The sequence below is a fragment of the Shewanella sp. NKUCC05_KAH genome (assembly GCF_019345585.1).
GTDB classification, from domain to species: Bacteria; Pseudomonadota; Gammaproteobacteria; order Enterobacterales; family Shewanellaceae; genus Shewanella; species Shewanella oncorhynchi.
This window is the reverse complement of sequence record NZ_JAHKQZ010000060.1, coordinates 1-261: the sequence shown is the minus strand read 5'-3', so window position 1 is coordinate 261 and position 261 is coordinate 1. Positions and strand designations below refer to the sequence as shown.

The 261-nt window shown below is 51.3% G+C and carries 1 rRNA gene; it reads right to left on the bottom strand.

What is annotated here, in order from left to right:
- A 16S ribosomal RNA gene (locus KO533_RS22485) occupies nt 1–261 on the bottom strand; the annotation flags it as partial.

Genomic DNA, 261 nt, shown 5'->3' with positions numbered 1-261 from the left:
GAGTTCCCACCATTACGTGCTGGCAAATAAGGATAGGGGTTGCGCTCGTTGCGGGACTTAACCCAACATTTCACAACACGAGCTGACGACAGCCATGCAGCACCTGTCTCAGAGTTCCCGAAGGCACTAAGCTATCTCTAGCGAATTCTCTGGATGTCAAGAGTAGGTAAGGTTCTTCGCGTTGCATCGAATTAAACCACATGCTCCACCGCTTGTGCGGGCCCCCGTCAATTCATTTGAGTTTTAACCTTGCGGCCGTAC